The 18,533-nt window shown below is 71.2% G+C and carries 17 protein-coding genes; 8 read left to right on the forward strand and 9 right to left on the reverse strand.

The window, feature by feature from the left end:
• Positions 1-3 precede the first annotated feature (3 nt).
• The gene (locus OG210_RS16675; RefSeq protein ID WP_328328229.1) at positions 4-1,164 is read right to left on the reverse strand and encodes an NAD(P)-binding protein; all 1,161 of its coding nucleotides are present in this window, start codon (positions 1,162-1,164) and stop codon (positions 4-6) included.
• A gap of 163 nt (positions 1,165-1,327) precedes the next feature.
• Between OG210_RS16675 and OG210_RS16680 the strand changes: the two genes are divergently transcribed.
• Entirely contained in the window at positions 1,328-2,011 is a 684-nt protein-coding gene (locus OG210_RS16680) for a pentapeptide repeat-containing protein (RefSeq protein WP_328328227.1), read from the forward strand.
• A gap of 115 nt (positions 2,012-2,126) precedes the next feature.
• On the opposite strand, the gene OG210_RS16685 is transcribed toward OG210_RS16680, so the two are convergent.
• Positions 2,127-2,624, reverse strand: coding sequence for a hypothetical protein (locus tag OG210_RS16685; RefSeq protein ID WP_327296805.1), 498 nt, complete (start codon positions 2,622-2,624; stop codon positions 2,127-2,129).
• Between the two features lie 159 nt (positions 2,625-2,783).
• On the opposite strand from OG210_RS16685, the gene OG210_RS16690 reads away from it, so the two are divergent.
• The gene (locus OG210_RS16690; protein ID WP_328328225.1) at positions 2,784-4,196 is read left to right on the forward strand and encodes a M1 family metallopeptidase; all 1,413 of its coding nucleotides are present in this window, start codon (positions 2,784-2,786) and stop codon (positions 4,194-4,196) included.
• 136 nt (positions 4,197-4,332) lie between these two features.
• Here OG210_RS16690 and OG210_RS16695 read toward each other — a convergent pair whose 3' ends face one another.
• Positions 4,333-4,908 (reverse strand): TerD family protein, encoded by a 576-nt coding sequence (locus OG210_RS16695; RefSeq protein WP_266855589.1) that lies wholly within the window; start codon positions 4,906-4,908, stop codon positions 4,333-4,335.
• 199 nt (positions 4,909-5,107) lie between these two features.
• Here OG210_RS16695 and arfB point away from each other — a divergent pair, with 199 nt between their 5' ends.
• Positions 5,108-5,536, forward strand: coding sequence for an alternative ribosome rescue aminoacyl-tRNA hydrolase ArfB (arfB, locus tag OG210_RS16700; protein WP_327296807.1), 429 nt, complete (start codon positions 5,108-5,110; stop codon positions 5,534-5,536).
• 27 nt (positions 5,537-5,563) lie between these two features.
• Here arfB and OG210_RS16705 read toward each other — a convergent pair whose 3' ends face one another.
• The gene (locus tag OG210_RS16705) at positions 5,564-6,118 is read right to left on the reverse strand and encodes a flavin reductase family protein (protein ID WP_328328222.1); all 555 of its coding nucleotides are present in this window, start codon (positions 6,116-6,118) and stop codon (positions 5,564-5,566) included.
• A 271-nt stretch (positions 6,119-6,389) separates the two neighbouring features.
• On the opposite strand from OG210_RS16705, the gene cdgB reads away from it, so the two are divergent.
• Together cdgB and OG210_RS16715 are read left to right on the forward strand one after the other, a co-directional pair.
• Entirely contained in the window at positions 6,390-8,075 is a 1,686-nt protein-coding gene (gene cdgB / locus OG210_RS16710) for a diguanylate cyclase CdgB (RefSeq protein ID WP_328328220.1), read from the forward strand.
• Positions 8,076-8,185: 110 nt separating this feature from the next.
• Complete coding sequence (locus OG210_RS16715) at positions 8,186-9,175, forward strand: carbohydrate-binding protein (protein WP_328328218.1); 990 nt, start codon at positions 8,186-8,188, stop codon at positions 9,173-9,175.
• Positions 9,176-9,215: 40 nt separating this feature from the next.
• Here the strand turns inward: OG210_RS16715 and OG210_RS16720 are convergent, their stop codons facing one another.
• From OG210_RS16720 to OG210_RS16730, 3 genes are all read right to left on the reverse strand, one after another.
• Positions 9,216-10,142, reverse strand: a complete 927-nt coding sequence (locus tag OG210_RS16720) for a 1-phosphofructokinase family hexose kinase (RefSeq protein ID WP_371540326.1) — start codon at positions 10,140-10,142, stop codon at positions 9,216-9,218.
• Positions 10,143-10,231: 89 nt separating this feature from the next.
• On the reverse strand, positions 10,232-11,401 hold the full coding sequence (nagA, locus tag OG210_RS16725; RefSeq protein ID WP_328328216.1) for an N-acetylglucosamine-6-phosphate deacetylase: 1,170 nt from the start codon (positions 11,399-11,401) through the stop codon (positions 10,232-10,234).
• Positions 11,401-12,294: an ROK family protein gene (locus OG210_RS16730; protein WP_371540328.1), complete on the reverse strand. Its 894-nt coding sequence runs from the start codon at positions 12,292-12,294 to the stop codon at positions 11,401-11,403. The genes nagA and OG210_RS16730 overlap by 1 nt, the downstream gene beginning before the upstream one ends.
• Positions 12,295-12,659: 365 nt before the next feature.
• On the opposite strand from OG210_RS16730, the gene OG210_RS16735 reads away from it, so the two are divergent.
• The 3 genes from OG210_RS16735 (at position 12,660) to otsB (ending at position 15,160) form a co-directional block, all read left to right on the forward strand.
• On the forward strand, positions 12,660-13,910 hold the full coding sequence (locus OG210_RS16735) for an ABC transporter substrate-binding protein (protein ID WP_371537357.1): 1,251 nt from the start codon (positions 12,660-12,662) through the stop codon (positions 13,908-13,910).
• A gap of 94 nt (positions 13,911-14,004) precedes the next feature.
• Positions 14,005-14,253, forward strand: coding sequence for a DUF3263 domain-containing protein (locus OG210_RS16740; RefSeq protein ID WP_328328212.1), 249 nt, complete (start codon positions 14,005-14,007; stop codon positions 14,251-14,253).
• Between the two features lie 55 nt (positions 14,254-14,308).
• Positions 14,309-15,160 (forward strand): trehalose-phosphatase, encoded by an 852-nt coding sequence (gene otsB / locus OG210_RS16745; RefSeq protein WP_328328210.1) that lies wholly within the window; start codon positions 14,309-14,311, stop codon positions 15,158-15,160.
• A gap of 76 nt (positions 15,161-15,236) precedes the next feature.
• Here the strand turns inward: otsB and OG210_RS16750 are convergent, their stop codons facing one another.
• Together OG210_RS16750 and OG210_RS16755 are read right to left on the reverse strand one after the other, a co-directional pair.
• On the reverse strand, positions 15,237-16,679 hold the full coding sequence (locus OG210_RS16750; RefSeq protein ID WP_371537361.1) for a trehalose-6-phosphate synthase: 1,443 nt from the start codon (positions 16,677-16,679) through the stop codon (positions 15,237-15,239).
• Between the two features lie 70 nt (positions 16,680-16,749).
• Positions 16,750-18,207 (reverse strand): APC family permease, encoded by a 1,458-nt coding sequence (locus OG210_RS16755; RefSeq protein ID WP_371537363.1) that lies wholly within the window; start codon positions 18,205-18,207, stop codon positions 16,750-16,752.
• Positions 18,208-18,533: the final 326 nt, after the last annotated feature.

The following is an 18,533-nucleotide window of genomic DNA, read 5'->3' on the forward strand; positions in this document are numbered from 1 at the left end:
GGGCTACGGTGCAACCCCAAGTCCGCTTGAGGTCAAGGCCAGGGTGGCCGCCTCCATCGCGCTGTTGAAGGAGACCTCCGCGAGCATTCCCGGCGCGGCGGTCTGGTCGCCCGCCAGGAACACGCCGTCGCCGCGCCGGATGGCGGGCCGGTCGCGCCAGGTCGTGCCGGGCGGGTCGACCGCGCCCGTGCGCCCCGCGGCGACGGACGAGCTGCGCCAGGTGAGACGCTCGCGCCAGCCGGGGAAGCCCAGGTCGAGCAGGCGCTCGGCGTGGGCGACCCCGTCCGTCTTCGACTCGTCCGGCGCGATGGGCAGTTGCCCCTGGATCAGTTGCTCGCCCGCCGGGGCCAGGGTGGGGTCCTGGGCGCTGAAGCGTTCGATCCAGCCGGGGGCGTCGAGGTCGGAGATCACCCAGGCGTCGCCGCGCCGGGTCCTGAGTGCGATGTCGATCAGCGTCGTACGGCCGCTGGGCCAGCGCAGACTGGAATCGCCGAGCAGGTGCCGGGCCGCGTCCAGGGAGGTCGCGACGATCACCGGCCCCTCCGCCGCGGGGAGTTCGGTGACGCGGGCGTCGGTCTCGATCCGTACGCCCAGGTCCCGGGCGCGGGTGGCCATCCGGTCGATGAGGGCGCCCCAGCCGCCCCGTACGAAGTGCGCCTCGGGCGGCAGCGAGGTGGCGCGGCGCAGCCGGGCGTGGACGAACGCCGCGGAGAGCGAGCCCGGGTCGTGGTGGTAGAGGGTGACCCCTGTGTAGTTGGCGGCTGCGCGGGCGCCCGCCGCACCGACCTGGGAGGTGGCCCAGGAGAGGAAGTCCTGCTCGACGGGGACCTGTCCGGCCGGCCGCCGCGCCAGCCTGAACAGCGCGAGCGGCGGTGTCCTGCGCAGCGTCCCGCCCTGGTGGAGCCGCAGCCGGGTGGCCTCCAGGCCCGGTACGCCCACGACCGGGCCGAGCAGGCCCTGCTGCTTGAGCCAGGCCCAGAGCGGACCGCCGCTGTAGAGGGCGTGCGGTCCGTCGTTGACGCGGTACGGGCCTTCGGCTGTGCGGGAGCGGCCGCCCAGCGTCCGGTGCGCCTCGCGCAGGGTGACCCGGGCGCCCGAATCGGCGGCGGTGATGGCGGCGGTGAGCCCGGCGAAGCCTCCGCCGACAACGGTGATGCGGCGCATGATCCGTCCCCTCTTTCTGTGGTGTCCTGCTGTCCTGTCCTGTGTCCGAACCGGAGGGCGACCGCTCATTTTCGGACGCTCTCTGTCATCAGGACGGATGGAGCAGGCGCAGATGTGACATCGGGGAAGGTTCGATGTCAGTGGTGTGGGTCACCATGAAGACATGGCAGCACGGAACGGCACGAAGAGAACCCCCCAGGTACGGCGGCCGGAAGTGCGGCTTCCGCCACTCAGCCCCTACGCCGGGCGGGGCCTTGAGCCCGATGGGGACTATGACGGACTGGAGTTCACCGGCGAGGACTTCACAGGACAGTCGGGCCGCGGGGCCCGCTTCATGGACTGCTCGCTGCGCGAGTGTGTGCTGGAGACGACGGAGCTGGTGCGGGCGCGTTTCATCGACTCCGTACTGACCGGGGCGAGAGGCGTGGGTACGAACCTCGCGGAGGCGTCCCTGCGCGATGTCGAGGTGGTGGACGCACGGCTCGGCGGCGTCCAGATGTACGGAGCCGTGCTGGAGAGGGTGGTGGTGCGCGGCGGGAAGATCGACTATCTGAACCTGCGGGAGGCGCGGCTCAAGGACGTCCTCTTCGAGAACTGCGTCCTGACGGAACCGGACTTCGGCTCTGCACGGCTGGAGCGGGTGGAGTTCACCGGGTGCACGCTGCGCGGGGCGGACTTCAGCGGTGCGCGGATGAAGGACGTCGATCTGCGGACGGTGGCCGAACTGCATATCGCCCGCGGGGTGGAGCGGCTGGCCGGGGCGGTCATCAGCCCGGCTCAACTGCTGTCGCTCGCACCGGCGTTCGCCGCGCAGATCGGGGTACGGGTGGAGACGCCCGGCGAGTAGCGCGGAGGGGCCGGTTCCGGGGCCCCGCCGCGCCCTTCGCGCCCCATCCCGCGCTTTTTGTCCTCCGCTTCGGCCTCTGCTTCGGCCTTCGGCTTCCTCCGCCGGTGCTTTCCGGCTACACCCGGGGGAAGCGCCCCTGCAGGTCCCAGATCACCGGATTGTCCGCAAGGCCCTCATGCATGTCCCCCAGATCCGCGATCAGGTCATGCAGGAAGTCCCGCGCCTCGCGCCGCAGCACCGTGTGCCCGAACGTCAGCGGATCCTCCTCCACCGGCATCCAGTCGGCGGCGACATCGACCCAGCCGAACCGCCGCTCGAAGAGCATCCGGTCCGTCGACTCGGTGAAGTCCAGCTCAGCGTGTTGCGGCCGCGAGGCGCGGTTGCCGCGTGGATCCCGGTCGAGCTGCTCGACGATGTCGCAGAGCGCCCACGCGAAGTCGAGCACCGGAACCCATCCCCAGGCTGTGGATACCTCGCGGTCCGCCTTGGTGTCGGCGAGGTAGACGTCACCGCAGAAGAGGTCGTGCCGCAGCGAGCGGACGTCCGCGCGGCGGTAGTCGGTCTGCGGGGGATCCGGGAAGCGGCGGGAGAGGGAGTAGCCGATGTCGAGCACGGGTCGATGGTGTCACGGACGGCGGTGTCACCGGCCCCGCGAGGACCCCCGCGAGGACCCCCGCGAGGACCGCCGCGAGGACCGCCGCCCCCGCGACGCGTGGAAACGGTCCGGGGCGCCCGGTGGGCCGTCTCCACGGCCCGCTCATAGGATCGGGGCGTGGACCAGCGCCGACGCCGTACAGCCGTACCCACAGCGGTGGGGGCCGCTCTGCTGCTCCTTGCCGGGTGCGGCGGGGTGCAGGGGCAGCCGGGCGGCGACCGGCTGCACCATCCCGACCCGTACTTTCCCCGGCTCGGCAACGGCGGCTACGACGTCAGCCACTACGGCCTGACCCTCGCGTACGACCCGGACTCCGGACGGCTCACGGGCACCGCCGACATCACCGCCCGCGCCACCAAGGACCTGTCCGCGTTCAACCTGGACTTCACGGGGATGACCGTGCAGGGCGCGACCGTCGACGGCCGATACGCCCCCGCCAACCGCGCGGGCGCCGAACTGACCATCCGCCCGCACCACGACCTCGCGCGGGGCGCCACCTTCCGTACCGTCGTCCGTTACGCGGGTACGCCGAAGACGATCACCGACCCGGACGCGTCCGAGGAGGGCTGGCTGCCGGACGACTTGGGCGGCGCGCTCGCCCTCGGGGAGCCGACCGGCTCGATGGCGTGGTTCCCCGGGAACAACCACCCGTCCGACAAGGCGGCGTACGACATCGCGGTGACCGTTCCGGCCGGGCTCCAGGCCGTCTCCAACGGCCGGCTGACCTCGCAGCGGACCAGCGGGGGCCGCACCACCTTCCACTGGCACACCGGCAAGCCGATGGCGAGCTATCTCGCGATGCTGGCGATCGGCCGGTACCGGACCCACTCCTTCACGGCGCCGTCCGGGCTGCCGGTCTTCACGGCGGTCGCCACGTCGGAGGTGAAGAGCAGCGCTTCCGTGGTGGCCAGGATCCCCGAGATCATCGCCTGGGAGAGCAAGCAGTTCGGCCCGTACCCCTTCGACTCGGCGGGCGTGGTCATCGCCCCCGTCGGGGCCGCGGGCTACTCGCTGGAGACGCAGACCAGGCCGGTGCTCCCCGGCGACCAGGCGAGCCTGTCGACGGTGGTCCACGAGCTGTCGCACCAGTGGTTCGGCGACTCGGTGACCCCTGCGTCCTGGCGCGACATGTGGCTGAACGAGGGGTTCGCGACGTACGCGACCTGGCTGTGGGAAGCGGACCACGGCGGCGAGAGCATCCAGGACCACTTCAACGACGCGTACGACTCCGAGGGCAACTGGGAGTTCCCCCCGGCCGACCCGCCGGGACCGAAGCAGATCTCGGCCTCGCCGGTGTACGGGCGCGGGGCCATGGTGCTCCAGATGATCCGCAGGACGGTCGGCGACGACGCGTTCTTCGCCCTGGTACGGGGCTGGGTGAGGGACCACCAGTACTCCAACGCCACCACGGCGGACTTCACGCGGTACGCGGAGAAGAAGACCGGCAAGAACCTGAGCACGGTCTGGAAGGACTGGCTCTACGGCAAGACGGACGGCAAGGGGAAGCCGGCGAACCCGTACAAGTCGTAGAGGGCGGCGGGCCGGTGTGCGGGCCGCCCCGACTGGCATGGCGATGGACATGGCGGCGGGCATGGCGCGGGCCACCCCGATGCACCGGGGTGGCCCGCCACCGCTCCGTTCCGTGGGCCGTTCGCGGCCCCGGGCGTCAGACCGTGACGCCGAAGTCCTGGGCGATGCCGACCAGGCCCGACGCGTACCCCTGGCCGACCGCGCGGAACTTCCACTCGGCGCCGTTGCGGTACAGCTCGCCGAAGACCATCGCGGTCTCGGTGGCGGCGTCCTCGCTCAGGTCGTAGCGGGCGATCTCGGCCTCGCCGGCCTGGTTGATGATGCGGATGAAGGCGTTCCGCACCTGGCCGAAGTTCTGCGAGCGGTTCTCCGCGTCGTAGATCGAGACCGGGAAGACGATCTTCTCGATGTCGGCGGGCAGACCGGCCAGGTTGACCTTGATCTGCTCGTCGTCGCCCTCGCCCTGGCCCGTGACGTTGTCACCGGTGTGCACGATGGTCTGGTCCGGCGTCGCCTTGTTGTTGAAGAAGACGAAGTGCCCGTCGGAGTAGACCTTGCCCTCGGTGTTCACCGCGATGGCCGAGGCGTCGAGGTCGAAGTCGGTGCCGGTGGTCGTACGGACGTCCCAGCCGAGGCCCACCGTGACGGCGGTCAGGCCCGGGGCCTCCTTGGTGAGGGAGACGTTGCCGCCCTTGGACAGGCTTACAGCCATGGGGATGTCCCTTTCCGTTCTGTACGCGGGCTTCGTGTGGTCACGACGCTACCGTTACCCGCCATAACGTCCGCAGGGGACCGAGAGGTTCCAACTCTCTTTGCCCTCTTTACTTTCTTTACCCGGGGCGCGGTCACCTGCGGCGGACCCGCCGCGAAAAACGGGTGACGCACCGGTCGGGACCAGCGACCATGGACACATGTCCGGTCCCTACGTCGTCCGTGGTGCGGTCTCCCTGCCGGAGGCCGAACTCATGTGGCGCTTCTCGCGCTCGTCAGGACCCGGTGGCCAGCACGTCAACACCAGTGACACGCAGGTGGAGCTCCGCTTCGACCTCGCGAACACGGAGGCGCTGCCACCGGTCTGGAAGGAGCGCGCCCTGGAGCGGCTCGCCGCACGGCTGGTCGGCGGGGTGGTCACCGTACGGGCGTCGGAGCACCGGTCGCAGTGGCGCAACCGGGAGATGGCGGCGGTGCGTCTCGCGTCGCTGCTCGCGGAGGCCACGGCCCCGCCGCCGAAGCCCCGGCGGGCCACGAAGATTCCCCGCGGGATCAACGAGCGGCGACTGCGGAACAAGAAGCAGCGCAGCGACACCAAGCGGGGCCGCACCGGACGCGGCTGGGACTGACCCGCGGCACCCGCCATCGGCCGGGCCTCAGTCCAGTTGCCGGTACCGCCCCCGGAAGTACGCCAGCGGGCTGCCCTCCGTGTTCGGCAGATCCGCCGTCAGTACGCGGCCGATCACCAGGGTGTGGTCCCCCGCCTCCACCCGCTGCTCCGTCACGCACTCCAGCGTCGCCAGCGCGCCCCCGACCAGCGGGGCCCCCGACGCCTCGCCGCGTGTGAACGGGACGTCGGCGAACAGCAGGTCGTCGCTGATGCGGCCCTTCATCGCGAACCGGCCCGCGATCTGCCGCTGACTCTCCGCCAGGAGCGAGGCGGCCCAGTACGGCTGCTCCGCCAGCAGGTCGTCCATCCGGGAGCCGTTCCGTACGCTCACCATCGCCAGCGGCGGATCCAGCGACACCGACATGAACGCGGTCGCCGTCATCCCGGCATCGGCGCCCCGCGGGCCACCGTCCGCGTCATGGGCCGTCACCAGCACCACGCCTGCGGTCAGCCGGGACATTGCGGCGCGGAAGTCGTCGTTGCTCACCCCCTCAGGATGGGGGATGGGCTCGGGGCGCGGGGTGGGGATCGTCTGGAACACATCAAGAACGCTAGCTCCGCCCCCGGGTGCGCCACATCGGGCCACAGGACCAGACAAGGTCCTAGGACCCGGCCCGCGAACGGCACGACTGACCCGTTACTTCTCATTCAACCCTTCGCACACTGTTGTGACTTGAGTCACGACAGGCATAAATTGTTGACCCTGCGTACCTGACGGGCAGCTCGCTGTGATTCAGTGGCGGAGACACTGCACCAAGAGCGCCGATATAAGAACCCTGGAGTTGCTGCCGAGGTCTCGGGGAGAGCGAACGATGGAGAGCGAGTCGGAGCCCTACGTCCGTCTTGCGACCCTGCGGCAGTTGCACCAGGCGGTGGCCAATCTCAATCAGGCCCGCAGTCTGGCGGACACCCTGCAGACCGTGGCGGACGGCATCGTCGCCGGTCTCGGCTATGAACTGGCCTGCGTCAACCTGGTACGCCCGGACGGCGACCTCATGGTCGCGGCCCTCGCGGGGGACGACTCCGCCGCCGCCCTGATGACCGGCCGGGTCGGCTCCCGTACGTCCTGGGAGCGCAGGCTCTCGATGGGCGTGGGCTGGGGCGACCTCAGGTTCATCCCGTACACCGAGGGCTGGGTCCTCGACGACGACGACGTGCCGCAGGTGCACAACGAGGGCCCCGAACCGCGCTTCGAGGACGAGTGGCACCCCTCCGACCGGCTCTTCGCGCCGATGTACGCGACCGACGCGTCCGGCGGCGAGCTGATCGGCGTCATATCCGTCGACCGCCCGCGCAACGGCAGGCACCCCGGGGCCTGGGGCCAGGAAGCGCTCCAGATGTACGCGTTCCAGGCCGCCATCGCGATCAGCAACGCCCGGCTGCGCGCCAACATGCAGCGCGCCCTGGTCCGGCTGGAGCGCGAGCAGCAGGCCCTGCGCGCCAGCGAGGAGTCCTTCCGGCAGGCCTTCGAGTACGCGCCGAGCGGGATGGCCATCGCCGAGATGGGCGGCGACCAGCACGGCCGGCTGCTCCGTACCAACGACGCGCTCTGCCGGCTGCTCGGGCGCCCCGCGTCCGCGATGCGGCGCTACTCCTTCGCCGACCTGGTCCACCCCGAGGACGTCGGCACCTTGCTCAGGACCTCCGCCGAGGGCGGCCGCGCCGAGCTGCGGCTGCGGCGCCGCGACACCTCGTACGTCTGGGTCTCGCTCCGTAACTCCGTCGTGGCCGACACCACCGACGGCCCGCGTTTCCTGCTCACCCACGTCGAGGATGTCGAGGAGCGCAAGCGCCATGAGATCGCGCTGGCGCACCGTGCGTCCCACGACTCGCTGACCGGGCTGCCCAACAGCGCGGAGCTGCGCGCCCGCCTCAGCTCCCGGCTCTGCGACTGGCCCGACGCGGTGGGCGAGACGGCCATCGAGGCGCTCGACGCGGCGTACGAGCAGGGCCCGGCGGGGACGGGCCGGCACTACGGGGCCAACCCGCTCGCCTTCGGGGGCGGGCCCGGCGGCGGCCTCTACGAGCACGTCCACACGGCCGCCCCGTCGGGCGAGGCGGGCGACGGGACCGGGCAGGGGGCGGAGGCCGACGACGGTACGAAGGGGCTCGCGGTGCTCTTCTGCGACCTCGACGGCTTCAAGTCGATCAACGACCGCTTCGGCCACCACACGGGGGACGCGGTCCTCATCGAGGTGGCACGCAGGCTCACGTCGGGCGTGCGCGACGGTGACACGGTCGCCCGGCTCGGCGGCGACGAGTTCGTCGTCCTGGCGGACGGCCTCGGCTCGGCGGACGCCGCCGACCTGGCCGTACGGCTGCGCAACGCGATCATTCCGCCCATCCGGGTGGACGGCAGGGCGGTCCGCGTCGGGGCCAGTTTCGGGATCGGCTGGGCAAGCTGCGGCATGACCGTCGAAGAGGTGCTGCGCTCGGCCGATCAGCGGATGTACGTGGAGAAACGCTCCAGGTCGAAGCTGCACAGGCGGGCGGGATAGGCGGTACCGCCAGGGCTCCCGCGGGGGGCCGGTGGTATGCGTACTGGCCGGAATGTTCATCCGTACGGGGTAGGCTCGCCCGGGTCAGCGATGTGTGAGGAGTGCAAGGGATGACGGCCGGCAATAACGGCACGAGCACGCCCGAGGACGACGATCCGTTCGGCTATCTGTATGAGGACGGCCGGGCAGCAGGAGCCGTTCCCCCGCCCGGTGGCGGCGGATACGGCTACCCGGGTCCGACATCCGGCGGGCAGCCCGGGGTGCCCCGGACGTCGTACAACCATGTGCGGACGGTCGGCGAGCGCCAGTACGGGCAGCAGGCACCGCAGGCACCTCAGCAGCAGTACGGGCAGCCGCCCCAGCAGTACGGCCAGCAGCAGGCGTACGGCCAGCCGACCGCGCAGTACGCGGCGCCGGAGACGTACCCCGGCGGCCCTCCCGTCCAGCAGCCCCCGCGCCAGCCGGGCAACGGCGGCCCGAACCACAAGGGCCTGCTGATCGGCGCGGTCGCGGTGGTCGCGGTCGTCGTCATCGGCATCGGTGTGGCGCTGGCGACCAGCGGCGGCGACTCGAAGAACAAGAACGCGGCTTCGGACAACGCGGGCGGCGGCCAGACCGCGTCCGAGACGGTCAAGCCCAGCCAGCCCCCGGCATCGAAGCCCCCGAAGGCCGACCTCCCGAAGCAGGACGCGGCGACGCTCCAGCTCGGCGGAGCGGCGACGACGGCCACGGACGTGCCGGGCGCCAAGGGCTCGGGCGGTTCGTACGTCGTGCTCAACCAGCCCGGCGACTCGGCGACCTGGACGGTCGACGCGCCCTCCGCGGGCACGTTCAAGCTGTCCATCAACTACGGCGTGCCGGGCAAGGACGCCAAGACCTCGCTCACGGTGAACGACGCCCCGAAGCCCGCGTCGATCAGCATGAAGAACTACGCCGGAGCCGCGGACGGTGACGCCTCGAAGGGGTGGACCAACACCTGGAACCTGGTGAACCTCAAGAAGGGCTCCAACACGATCAAGATCTCCTGCGAGAACGGTGATCAGTGTGGGGTCAATCTGGACCAGGTCGCCCTGATGCACCCTGGCGACAAGTCCTCCTGAGGACTCCCCGCCAGGAGCGGACCTGCATCACCCCCGGCCGCTAGGCCGAAGGCGTGTGCTCATTGACGAGGACCTGCGGAAGCAGGTCCTCGTACGCTTCCCGGTCGAACTCGCCCGCCGCGGGCGCCAGCACCGTGGCCGCCGAGAGGGCGACCGCCCTGGCCAGCCGTTCCGGCCACGGGAGCTCTTCCACCAGGCCCGAGAGCAGTCCGGCCACCGCCGAGTCGCCCGCGCCCGTCGGGTTGCCCTGGAAGCGGGCCGGTGGCAGGGCCTGCCAGGTGCCCTCCGGGGATGCCGCCAGCATTCCTTCCGCGCCCAGTGACGCGACCACTGTGTGCGCGCCCCGGCGGCGGGCGTCACGGGTCGCGCGCAGCGGCTCGCGGGAGCCGGTCAGCTGGGCCAGTTCGTCGGCGTTCGGCTTGACCAGGTCGGGGCGGGCGGCGATGCCCCGGCGCAGCGGTTCGCCGCTGGTGTCCAGGAGGACCGGGACGCCCGCGCCGCGGGCCTGCTTCACCAGCTGGGCGTACGCGCCGACCGGGACGCCCGGCGGCAGGCTGCCGCAGAGGGCCACCGCTTCGGCGTCCGCCAGCAGCTTTCCGTACGCGGTGAGGAAGGCGTCCCACTCGTGGGCGGAGACGGTCGGGCCCGGCTCGTTCAGCTGGGTGGTGTCGCCCGACGCGGCGTCGACCACGGCGATGGTGCGCCGGGTGGTCCCGGCGACCGGGACGAGCGCGTCGGTGGGCGGCAGCCCGGCGAGCAGTTCGCGGAGCACTTCGCCGGTCGTCCCGCCGGCGAAGCCGGTGACGACGGTCTCATGGCCGAGTGCCGCGAGCACCCGGGCCACGTTCAGGCCCTTGCCGCCCGCGCGCTCGGTGACCGATTCGACTCGGTGACTGGCGTGCGGTATCAGCTCGGGGACGTGGTAGGTGATGTCCAGGGCGGTGTTCAGGGTGACGGTCAGCAGCACTTGATTGATCATGCCAAACAGAGAGCGGCACGCCCAGCCCTGATTCCGGTCGGATCAGAGGGACCGGGCCTGCCGCTCTCCGGATTCCGTCAGCGCCGGCCGTTCCCGTCCGGCTTCGGCTCGATCACCCAGGCGCCCTTGCGCATCACACCGGCCGGCTCGAAGTCCGCGTCCAGGACGACCAGGTCCGCGTCCTTGCCGGGCTCCAGCGAGCCGATCCGGTCGTACAGGCCGAGCAGCCGCGCCGGGTTGGCCGAGATGGACCGTACGACGTCGTCCACCGGCAGCTTGTCGACGGTCACCGCGCGCCGGAAGGCCGTGTCCAGGGTGAGGGTGGATCCTGCGATCGAGCCGCCTTCGGCCAGCCGGGCGACGCCCTCCTTGACCTCGACCTCCAGCGGGCCGAGCAGATAGACGCCGTCGCCGAAACCGGCCGCGTCCATCGCGTCGGTGATGAGGGCGACGCGCGCGGAGCCCGCCGAGCGGTAGGCCAGCTCCAGCGCGGCCGGGTGCAGATGCGTGCCGTCGTTGATCAGCTCGACGGTGACCCGCTCGTCCTCCAGAAGGGCGGCGATGGGGCCGGGGTCGCGGTGGCCGAACGGCGGCATCGCGTTGAAGAGGTGGGTGGCGACGCTCGCGCCCGCCTCGATGGCCTCGACGGTCTGCTCGTACGTGGCGTCGGTGTGGCCGACGGCCGCGATGACGCCGTTCTCGGCGAGGAGGCGTACGGAGTCGATGCCGCCCTTCATCTCGGTGGCCAGGGTGAACATCTTCGCCGTGCCGCGCGCCGCGTCCATCAGCTTGCGGACGTCGGACGGGTCGGGGTCGCGCAGCAGCGACTCGCTGTGCGCGCCCTTGCGGCACGGGGAGATGAAGGGGCCCTCGAAGTGGATGCCGGCGAGGTCGCCCTGCTCGACCAGTTCGGACAGGACAGCGGCCCGCGCGGCGAGGAAGTCCATCTCGCCGGTGACGGTCGACGCGACCATCGTCGTCGTGCCGTGCCGCCGGTGGGTGCCGATGCCCTTGAGTACCTCCTCGGGGGTGCCGGAGGTGAAGGACGCCCCGCCGCCGCCGTGCACATGCATGTCGACGAACCCGGGGACCACCCAGTGCCCCGTGAGGTCGAGGACCGTCGCGCCCTCGGGAGCGCTCCCGGCGATGCGCGAGCCCTCCACGATGACCCGGCCGCCCTCGACGGTCCCGGTGGGCAGCACCACGTGGGCTCCGGCGAGGACTGTGCTTGCTTCGCTTCCGGCCATCAGGCGGATACCTCCGTGGAGAGTAGATCCCAGGCGAGCAGCCCTGCGCCCAGGCATCCAGCGGTGTCCCCGAGGGCCGCCGGGACGATGTGGGGCAGCTTCTGGAACGTCACGCGTTCCGCCACCGCTGCCTTCAGTGGTACGAACAAGGTTTCCCCGGCCTCGGCGAGCCCGCCACCGATGATCAGCGTGCGCGGGTCGAGCAGGGTGAGCGCGGTGACCAGGCCGTCGGCGAGCGCGTCCACCGCGGTCTGCCAGACGGCGACGGCCCTCGGGTCGCCGGACTCGACGGCCTTGGCGCAGTCGGCCGCGTCGGCTTCCGGGTCGCCGGACGCCTCGGCCCAGGCCAGCGAAACGGCGGAGGCGGATGCGTACCGCTCCAGGCAGCCGCGCTGTCCGCAGCCGCAGTCGACGCCGCCGGGCCGTACGACGATGTGGCCGATCTCCCCGGCGTAGCCGTGGGCGCCCGCCTCTATGGACCCCTCGATGCCGATGGCGCCCGCGATACCGGTGCCGAGCGGCATGAAGAGGAAGCGGTCGGCGCCCTTGCCGGCCCCGATCCGGCCCTCGGCGAGCCCGCCCGTGCGGACGTCGTGGCCGAGTGCCACCGGGACGCCGTGCAGCCGGGCGCTGAGCAGCTTCCGCATCGGGACGTCACGCCAGCCGAGGTTGGAGGCGTAGACGGCGATGCCGTTCTCGGCGTCGACGATGCCGGGGACGGCCACACCGGCCGCCGACGCGGTCCGGCCGAAGTGCTCCTCGCCGTACGCGCGCAGCTCGGCGGCGAAGTCGACGATCGACGCGACGACGGCCTCGGGGCCGCGCTCCCGGCCGGTGGCCCTGCGCGCCTCGTGGAGCAGGGTGCCGTCCGCTCCGACCAGGGCGGCTTTCATGCCGGTGCCGCCCACGTCGAGGGCGATGACGTGGTTTTCGGCCGGGAGACCGGGGGTGGTTCCCCGGGAGAATGCAGTCACCCGGACAGTGTGGCTCGGATAACCGAAAAAGGTCTAGTCCACTCTGTTGGATTGTTGCGCATCCATACAAAGTCCGGGCAAAGATCCGGGCAAGAATCGGCGCCAACGCGGCCCTGTGACGCCTGATGCCCCTGTGACCCGTGTTGCCGAAGCGAGACCGCATTGCTGTGGACCCGCAGATGGCCGTCATGGAAAATCGCAGCCACGTGCGACGGTACGGCACGGGGGACCGGCTGGAACATAGTGCAACAAGAGGGTGGGAAAAGGCTGTGCAGCAGCGCTTCTTGGGGCTTACTGCGGGGATTGCCGCGCTCGGTATGACGGCGGTGCTCTCCGGTTGCGGATCGGGCAGCGGATCGGGTGACGTCACCCTGAAGGTCGTCGCCGCCAACTACGACCCGAACGACGGCCCCAGCAACCAGCAGTACTGGGACAAGCTCGCCGCCGCTTTCGAGGCGAAGAACCCGCACATCAAGGTCGATGTCTCCGTCTACTCCTGGAAGGTCATCGACGCGAAGGTCGCCGAGATGGTCAAGTCGGGCCACGCCCCCGACATCGCCCAGCTGGACTCGTACGCCGACTACGCGCACCAGGGCAAGCTGTACAGCGCGGACGACCTGCTCTCCATCGAGGTCCAGGCCAACTTCCTCAGCTCGCTCTCGGACGCGGGCGAGCAGGACCGGGTGCAGTACGGGATGCCGTTCGTCGCCTCGACCCGGCTGCTCTTCTACAACGAGAAGATGTTCTCGGAGGCCGGCCTCAAGGCGCCGAAGACCTGGGCCGAGCTCAAGTCCGACGCGGAGGTGCTCAAGGCGCGGGGCGTGAAGTACCCGTACGCCCTTCCGCTGGGCACCGAGGAGGCCCAGGTCGAGGCGGTGCAGTGGCTGCTGAGCGGCGACGGCGGCCTCACCGACGGCGTCGGTACGTACACGATCGACTCGACCCAGAACGTCAAGACCTTCGACTGGCTGAAGAACGACCTGGTCGGCGCCAAGCTGACCGGACCCGTCGCGCCTGCCAGGTTCGACCGCAGGCAGGCGTACGCGGCCTTCACCCAGGGCCAGGTCGGCATGCTCAACGGCCATCCGCAGCTGGTGCAGCAGGCGGTCAAGAAGGGCATCAAGGTCGGCATGGTCCCGATGCCGGGCATCAGCGGTCCGACCAAGGCGGACATGGGCGTGGCCGACTGGATCATGGGCTTCAAGCAGAACGGCCACCGCGCCCAGATCGGGGCGTTCCTGGACGACGTCTTCAGCGACAAGAACGTCCTGGACCTCACCCGCCAGTACAACCTGCTGCCCACCACCACATCGGCGTCCGGCACGCTCGCCGACGACCCGCGCCACAGGTCCCTCAAGACCTTCCTGAACGAGCTGCCCAACTCGCAGCTGGCGCCGGTCGGCAAGACGTCCTGGGCGGAGGTGAGCGACGCCATGAAGAAGGAGATAGGCAAGGCCGTGGCACCGGGCGGCAACCCGGCGAGCGTTCTCAACCAGATACAGAGCGAGGCGGCAGCGGCTCAGAACGCGGAGTAGTGCGGAGTAGTGCGGAGTAGTGCGGAGTAGCGGGGTGGGGGAGCAGCCGGTACCGGAGTGGCCCGTCCGGCGGGCTCCCCAGTACGTTGCTCATATGACTGGCGACGACGCGCACGGCCCCGCGCTCCCCGAGCGCGACCGCGCCGTACTCGCGCTGGAGGCCCGCTCCTGGCCGGGCACCGGCGCCAAGGAGCGGGCCATCAGGGAACAGCTCGGCATCTCGCCGGTCCGCTACTACCAGCTCCTCAACGCCCTGCTGGACGACCGGGCCGCGCTGGAGCACGACCCGGTGACGGTCAACCGCCTGCGCCGGGTCCGGGCGGCCCGCCGCGAACGCCGCTGACCGGCTGGATCCGAAGGGCCCTGCCCTGGGCCGGCAACCCCGCTAGGGTCGCCTCATGGGCAGCTCACCGAACACCCTGCCGACCCCCGCCACCGCCGCCGGCCGTGACGGCCTCGCCGCCTTGCTGGCCGGGCCCCGGAAAGCCGTCGTGGCCCTCGACTTCGACGGCACGCTCGCCGACATCGTCCCCGACCCGGAACAGGCCCGCGCCCACCCGGACGCCGTCCCCGCACTGGTCGCGCTCGCACCGGAGGTCGCATCCGTCGCGGTCGTCACCGGGCGCCCGGCCGAGGTGGCCGTGCGGTACGGAGGGTTCGCGGGCGTCCCCGGTCTGGAGCACCTGGTCGTGCTCGGCCACTACGGCGCAGAGCGCTGGGACGCCGCCACCGGTACGGTCGACGCCCCCGCCCCGCACCCCGGCGTCGCGGCCGTCCGCGCCGAACTCCCCGGACTGCTGGATGCGGAAGGCGCCGGGCGCGGCACCTGGATCGAGGAGAAGGGCGGCCGGGCCGTGGCGGTCCACACTCGCCGCGCCGCCGACCCCGAAGCCGCCTTCGAGGCCCTGCGCGCACCGCTGGCCGGGCTCGCCGCGCGGCACGGCCTGATCGTGGAGCCCGGCCGGATGGTTCTCGAACTGCGCCCGCCGGGCGTCGACAAGGGGGTGGCGCTGACCTCGTACGTACGCGAGACGGGCGCCAGGGCCGTCCTCTACGCCGGGGACGACCTCGGGGACCTGCCCGCCTACGACGCCGTCGACGCGCTCCGCACACAGGGCGTGTTCGGCCTGCTGGTGTGCAGCGGGGGTGACGAGGTGCCCGAACTGGCCGCGCGGGCCGACCTGGTGGTGCCGGGACCGGGCGCGGTGGCCGGCCTGCTCGCGGCCCTGGCCCACGCCATCACGGGGTAAGCCCGCGCCATCACCGGTCAGGCCCACGCCATCACGGGGTGGGCCCGCCGTCACGCCGTAACCGCGCGAACCCCCGTCACCCCGTGGCGGCGGCCGGGTCCAGGGCGTTCAGCTGGTCCAGGAACCACCGCTGCGGCGGCAGCGCGGTCGCCGCGGCGGCCAACCGCTCGCTGCGCTCGGCCCGTTCGCCGTCCGGCAGCGTGAGTGCCTCGTGCAGCGCGGCGGCGGTGGCGCTCACGTCGTACGGGTTCACGGTGATCGCGTCGCGCCCCAGCTCCTCGTACGCCCCGGCTTCCCGCGAGAGCACCAGCGCGCACCCGTGGTCGGTCACCACCGGGACCTCCTTGGCGACCAGGTTCATGCCGTCGCGGATCGGGTTGACCAGGGCGACGTCCGCGAGCCGGTAGGCGCCGAGCGAGCGGGCGAAGTCGTCCTTGAGGTAGAGCGCGACCGGGGTCCAGTCCGCCGTGGCGTAACGGGAGTTGATCTCGTCGGCGACGCGCTCCACCTCGGCCATGTAGTCGCGGTAGACCGCGAGGTCCTGCCGTGAGGGGTACGCGAACGCCATGTGCACCACCCGGCCGCGCCACTCGGGGCGGGTGTCGAGGAGCTCCCGGTAGGCGAGCAGCCCGCGCACGATGTTCTTGGACAGTTCGGTCCTGTCCACCCGGACGATCGTCTTCCGGCGGCCGTCCGGCCCCTCGCCCGTACCGCCGCCGATCCGCTCGCGCAGCGCGGCCATCCGCTCGTCCACATCGGGCTCGTGGGACCGCTTCCGCAGGAAGTCCGCGTCGGCGCCGAGGCCGTGCACCGCGATCGTCGTGCCTCCGGTGGACGCGGTGTCTCCGGTGCCGCCGAGGACCGCGGTGCAGCAGGCGGTGAAGGCGTCGGCCCAGCGCTGCGTCAGGAATCCGGCCCGGTCGGCGCCCAGGATGCCGCGCAGCAGCTCGGCGCCGATGTCGTCGGGCAGCAGCCGGAAGTACTCGGGGGGCGCCCACGGGGTGTGCGAGAAGTGCGCGATACGCAGGTCGGGGCGGAGTTCGCGCAGTATCCCCGGCACCAGACACAGGTGGTAGTCCTGCACCAGCACGGCGGCGCCTTCGGCGGCCTCGGCGGCCAGCGCGTCGGCGAAGGCCCGGTTGTACGTACGGAACGCGTCCCACCGGCGCCGGAACTCCGCGTCGAAGACCGGCTCCAGCGGGGTCTGGTAGAGCATGTGGTGGACGAACCACAGCACGGAGTTCGCGATGCCGTTGTACGCGTCGGCGTGCACCTCGGGGTCGATGTCGAGCATCCGCACCCCGTCCTCGGCGACCCCGCGCCGCACGGCGGCCCGGTCGCCGTCGCCGAGGGCGGCGCAGACCCAGAGTGATTCGGCGTTCCCCTCGATGGCGGAGAGCCCCGAGACGAGACCGCCGCCGCCCCGCTTGGACGTGAGTTCACCGTCGTCGCGGAGGGTGTACGAGACGGGACCACGGTTGGAGGCGACGAGGACGCGGGCGGCGTGCGGAGAGGCCATGACGCGAACCTAGCCCGTGCGGCAAACGCTCAAACGCGTACGGGCGGGAGGGGGCGCCCGCTGTCCGCCGTCAGTGCGCCGCGGGGGCCGTGTCCGCTGCCGGGGCGAGGTCGTCGTCGGGGACGGAGATCACCCAGTGGGTGGCCTGCCGGGGCCGGAGGTAGAGCGCCCAGTACAGCGCGGCGGCGGCAACGATGACACCGGTGATGACCAGGCTCTTGACGCTCTGCTGGTACAGCACCCAGGCCAGCACGACGACCAGCAGGGCGGGGATCGCCGGCCACAGCGGCATCCGCCAGGCCAGCCGGTGCTTGTGCTCACCGCGGCGCGACACCAGGGCGCCCAGCGCGACGAAGACGTACATCGCGGCCACCGCGACACCGGTGACATCGCTCAGCGTGTCCAGATTGACGAAGCACAGCACCGCTCCGGGGACGCCGACGGCCAGCGTCGCCGCCCAGGGGGAGCCGTAGCGCTTGCCGATGTGGGAGAGGACGCGGTTGGCGGCGGTCGGCCAGGCCGCGTCGCGCGCCGATGAGTAGACGACGCGGGAGTTCTGGATCACCATCACGATCGCCGCGTTGATGATCGCCAGCGCGATGCAGAGGCTGACGAAGGTGCCGACGCCGGAGTTGCTCCAGGACTGCACCATGCCGGCGACGTTGCCCGCGGCGAGGGTCTTGAGGTCCGGGGCGCCGAGCGTGATCGCGACGACCGGGATCAGGACGACGGCCGCGCCGATCCCGAGCGTCCACAGCACGGTGCGGGAGACGTTGCGGCGCGGGTTGTCCATCTCCTCGGCCAGGTACACGGCGGTCGAGAAGCCCTGGAGGATGAAGAGCGCGGTGGCGAGACCGGTCACGATCAGACCGGCGGTGACGGCCGAACTCTGGCCGCGCCCCGCGTCCATCACCGGGTGGATGAGGACCGAAGCGGAGCGGCTGGTGTGGGTGAAGCCGAGGAAGGCGACGACCGCGCAGGCCACGACTTCCAGGACCAGGAAGATGCCGGTGATCCAGGCGTTGGCGCGCAGGTCGAGCAGGCCCATCGCGGTGGCGAGGAGCATCACACCGGCCGCGGTGTACTGCGGGTTCAGATGCACGATCGGCGCCAGATAGTCGGCGGTGCCCAGCGCGATGATGGGCGGCACGATCATGACGACGATCAGCGAGAGGACGAAAACCAGCCAGCCGGCGAGGCGGCCCATGAGGGTGCCGACCATGGCGTACTCGCCACCGGAGCTCGGTATGAGCGTGCCCAGCTCCGAGTAGGTGAACGCGACACCGATGCAGAGCAGGCCCGCGATGGCGATGGTGAGGGCCGTTCCGGTGCCCAGGGTGGCGAACGAGTCCGGCACGATCACGAAGAGCGACGATGCCGGGGTCAGACAGGAGAGGGTGAGCAGCGTCCCTCCCACCACACCGATGGACCGGGTGAGCTTGGGAGATCCCCCTGCCGTCGCGGCACGGGTGTCGGCCTCCGGCTTCCCGGGGGTCTCGGCAACGGTCGTGTCGGGCGTAGAGGTCATCCGTTGTCCCATCGGTGCTGGCGTCATGAGGCTGGCGGCATGAGGGGCAGGCACCTTCGGGAATTCGCTGGGGATTCGCTGAAGAGAGCCGCACATGCGGGGCGGACCGCGACGACGTCCACGCCGCTCCGGTGTCCGAATACAACTCGCGACGACGATTCCCGTCAAGGGTTCGCTAAAGCGTCACCGCAACGAAATCCGTTGTTTGTTTACGGTGTTGCGGTGCTCATTCCCGCTGAGAGTGCGGTGGCTACACGGATATCGCGGCCTGGCGAGGGCTGCGGATTCTCGTGTCGACTATGGCTAAAACCTTTCCATGGACAGCC

This window comes from Streptomyces sp. NBC_00466, from assembly GCF_041433995.1.
Taxonomy (GTDB): Bacteria; Actinomycetota; Actinomycetes; order Streptomycetales; family Streptomycetaceae; genus Streptomyces.